4 protein-coding genes and 1 pseudogene are annotated in these 3,728 nt (G+C 67.1%); 4 read left to right on the plus strand and 1 reads right to left on the minus strand.

The annotated features are described in order from the left end of the window. The 3 genes from EOA60_RS23190 (at position 1) to lpxK (ending at position 3,127) form a co-directional block, all read left to right on the plus strand. On the plus strand, positions 1-714 hold the full coding sequence (locus tag EOA60_RS23190; protein WP_128311955.1) for a lysophospholipid acyltransferase family protein: 714 nt from the start codon (positions 1-3) through the stop codon (positions 712-714). Further along, the gene (gene waaA, locus EOA60_RS23195) at positions 711-2,027 is read left to right on the plus strand and encodes a lipid IV(A) 3-deoxy-D-manno-octulosonic acid transferase (RefSeq protein ID WP_095824794.1); all 1,317 of its coding nucleotides are present in this window, start codon (positions 711-713) and stop codon (positions 2,025-2,027) included. The genes EOA60_RS23190 and waaA overlap by 4 nt, the downstream gene beginning before the upstream one ends. Positions 2,028-2,089: 62 nt before the next feature. Further along, on the plus strand, positions 2,090-3,127 hold the full coding sequence (gene lpxK / locus EOA60_RS23200) for a tetraacyldisaccharide 4'-kinase (protein WP_128293275.1): 1,038 nt from the start codon (positions 2,090-2,092) through the stop codon (positions 3,125-3,127). Positions 3,128-3,133: 6 nt separating this feature from the next. On the opposite strand, the gene EOA60_RS23205 is transcribed toward lpxK, so the two are convergent. Further along, complete coding sequence (locus tag EOA60_RS23205; protein WP_067000947.1) at positions 3,134-3,367, minus strand: DUF2093 domain-containing protein; 234 nt, start codon at positions 3,365-3,367, stop codon at positions 3,134-3,136. Between the two features lie 112 nt (positions 3,368-3,479). Between EOA60_RS23205 and EOA60_RS23210 the strand changes: the two are divergent. Continuing rightward, positions 3,480-3,728, plus strand: a pseudogene (locus tag EOA60_RS23210) (hypothetical protein); the annotation flags it as partial.

Genomic DNA, 3,728 nt, shown 5'->3' on the forward strand with positions numbered 1-3,728 from the left:
CTGTGGCGCCGCATCCGAGAGCCGCTCGCCCAGTCGCGATTCGTCAAGAATTTCATCGCCAGCCTGTTCGCCTGGTTCGTGCGGCTGATTCGCATCACCAGCCCGCTGGTGAAAGGGTCGACGCAGGTCGCCGGCGGCGCCTATGCGCATCTGGAACCCGGCATCATCGCGCTGTGGCATGGCCAGCATCTCTTGACGCCGGCTTATTATCCCAAGGGCCGGCCGCTGGTCGCCATGGTCTCGCGCAGTGCCGACGCCGAGCTCAACGCGCTGATGCTGAACAGATTCGGCATCGAGGCGGTGCGCGGCTCGGGTGGCCGCGACAGTTCGAGGCATCTCGACAAAGGCGGCGCCAAAGCCTTGATTGCGCTCAAGAAAGCGCTGGTAGCCGGCAAGAATGTCGCGATGATCGCCGACATTCCGCATGGCACGCCGCGCGACGCGGGGCTGGGCATCGTGCTTTTGGCCAGGCTTTCCGGGCGCCCGATCCTGCCCTCGGCGATCGCCACCAGCCGCCGCAAGGTGCTGGAAAAGAGCTGGGACAAGACCACCATCAACCTGCCGTTCGGCCGCTCCGCCGTTATTGTCGGACAGCCGGTCTTCGTGCCGGCCAACGCCGACGACGCCGAGATGGAGCGCAAGCGCCAGGAGGTCACCGCCTCGCTCAACGCCGCGACCGCCGAGGCCTACCGCCTCGTGGACGGCGACAAATGAGCGAGCGCTGGGCGCGCGCGGCCCTGACCGCCTACCGTTACGCCGGGGCCGTCGCCTATCCGCTGATCGGACCCTATGTCGCCTGGCGCGCCTCGCGCGGCAAGGAAGACCGCGTTCGCCGTCGCGAGCGCTACGGCGTCGCCGGCCGTCCGCGTCCGGAAGGACCGGTCATCTGGATTCACGCCGCGAGCGTCGGCGAGACGATCGCCGTCGTGCCGCTGGTCGAAAGCATTCTCGATTACGGCGTCAACATCGTGCTGACGACCGGCACTGTGACCTCGGCCAAGGTCGCCGACGAGCGGCTTGGCAGCCGCATCATCCACCAATATGTGCCGCTCGACCTCAAGCCCGCGGTAAGCCGCTTCCTCGATCACTGGCTGCCGGAGCTGGCCATCATAGCCGAATCGGAGATCTGGCCGATGACCATCCTGGAACTCGGCGCGCGCAACGTGCCGCAGGTCCTGGTCAACGGGCGGCTGTCGGACCGTTCCTTCCGGTCGTGGAAGAAGCGCGCCGGCGTCGCCGAGGCGCTGTTCGAGAATCTTGCCCATGTCGTTGCCCAGTCGGATGTCGACGGCGAGCGGTTCCGCGTCCTCGGCGCCCGGCCGGTGACCGTTTCCGGCAATCTCAAGGTGGACACCAACCCGCCGCCGGTCGACGAGCGGGCGCTGGCGATCCTGCAGCGCCAGATCGGCTTGCGCCCGACCTGGGCGGCGATCTCGACCCATGACGGGGAGGAGGTCGCCGCGGCGGAAGTCCATGCGACCTTGCACAAGCGCCACCCTGGACTGTTGACCATCGTCGTGCCCCGCCATCCCGACCGCGCGGACGCGCTGGCCGCGCAGATCTCCGGCATGGGGCTGAAAGTCGCGCGCCGCAGCAAGGGCGACCGCATCACGTCCGACACCGATATCCTGCTCGGCGACACGATCGGCGAGATGGGACTTTATCTAAGGCTGACCGAGATCGCCTTCGTCGGCCGCTCGCTGACCTCCGAGGGCGGCCAGAACCCGCTCGAGCCGGCGATGCTCGACACGGCGGTGCTGGCCGGCCGCAACGTGCAGAATTTCCGCGAAGCCTATCAGCGCCTGCTCGATCGCGGCGGCGCCAAGCTGGTGCGCGACCGCGACATGCTGGCCGGCGCCGTCAATTTCCTTTTGACCAACGAGGCGGTGCGCCACGAGATGATGGCGGCGGGCGCGGCGACCGTCGACGAGATGCGCGGCGCGCTTCAGCGCACGCTGAAGTCGCTCGAACCCTACATCCAGCCGCTGGTCGTCAAGGCGCGCCTGAAAGGCGCCAACGGGCGCTAGCGCATGGCCCAAAAATTCGGATCCGATCTTTGGAAAGGGTCATGCGCCATGGAAGTCGCGCCATGACCAGCGAAGCGCCGCCCTTCTGGTGGGAAAAGCCGGACTGGCGCGTGCTGGCGCTTTCGCCGGTGTCCGCGATGTATGGAATGGTGGCTGGGCGCCGCATGCGGCGCGCGCCGCGCGAGAAGGTCGCGGCACCTGTGCTGTGCGTCGGCAACTTCACCGTTGGCGGCAGCGGCAAGACGCCGGTCGCCATCGCGCTGGCTAAACAGGCAAAGCGCATGCAGCTCACGCCCGGCTTCCTGTCGCGCGGCCATGGCGGTTCCTTCGCCAAGCCGCATGTCGTCGATGCGCATCACGACGCGGCCAAGCATGTCGGCGACGAGCCGCTGCTGCTTGCCGAACATGCGCCGGTCGCGGTGACGGCCAACCGCGCCGCCGGCGCCAAACTGCTGATGGCAGAGCATGGCTGCGACTTGCTGATCATGGATGACGGTTTCCAGTCGGCGCGCATCCATATCGACTACGCGCTGGTCGTGGTCGATGCGCGTTTCGGCATCGGCAATGGCCGCGTCATTCCGGGCGGGCCGCTCCGGGCAAAGATCGTTGATCAGCTGGTGTTCACCGGCGGCTTGCTGAAGATGGGCGAGGGGAGCGCGGCCGACACGGTGGTACGCCAGGCGGCGCGCGCCGGCCGGCCGATCTTTTTGGCCCATGTCGAGCCGGCGAACCCGGCGCGCTTTGCCGGCGGGCGCTTCCTTGCCTTTGCCGGCATCGGCCATCCGGAAAAATTCTTCGATACGCTGCGCGGCGCCGGCGGCGAGGTCGCGCTGTCGCGCGCTTTTCCCGACCATCATTTCTACGCCGCGGACGAGCTTGCCGATCTGGCGGCGCTTGCCAAGCGCGAGGGGCTTCGGCTTGTCACCACGGCAAAGGATGCCGCGCGGCTTCGCCACGGCGCCGCACCCGCCGGCTTCCTGGAGCAGCTCGACGTGCTTGAGATCGACGCCGTGTTCGAGATCGACCACGTGCCGGAGCGCATCATCAATGAGACGCTGGATGCATGGCGGCAGCGCAAGATGAGACCGTCCTCATCCTAGGAGGTTCTACCCGCGCTTGCGCAGCTCCGGATGCGCCTCGATCTCACGCCGCAGCGACGCTGCCGCGTTCACATATGGCTCCTGCCTGGCGACGCTCCAGTATTTGAGCTCGTCCAGCGGGATGCTCTCGCCGGTCACCGCGCAGCGCACGAACGCGCCGGGGCTCGTCACCTGGAAGTCGCCGTCGAGATAGCGGATGCGCGCTTCCTTGCCGCCGGGGCCTTCAAAACGGTTCATCATGGAATGGCGCATAGGTTCATAGGGGTTCAATCGCCACAAATCGAAGGCAAGGTCAAGCTTGGCGCAATGCTCATGTAGTATGCCGGTTGGCACAATGGTTGTCGGAAGCGCCATGGACATCACCAATGCCAGCGTGACGTCGCTGCTGAAAGAGGCGCTGGCGCCGCAGCCGGTGCCGTCGCCCAAGGCCGAACCTGCGACCGCGGCGCTGGTCAAGGCGCTCGTCCAGCCGCCGGCGCCGTCCGTCGTGTCCTCCGCACAAGTGGCCGCGCAGGCACTGAACGGCACGTTGCCGGCCGCTCAACCAACTCAGCGTCTGTCCTCGGCCGAGATCGAGAACGCCTACAGAGCCGTCCTGGAA

Source organism: Mesorhizobium sp. M1A.F.Ca.IN.020.06.1.1, from assembly GCF_004023265.1.
Lineage (GTDB): Bacteria > Pseudomonadota > Alphaproteobacteria > Rhizobiales > Rhizobiaceae > Mesorhizobium.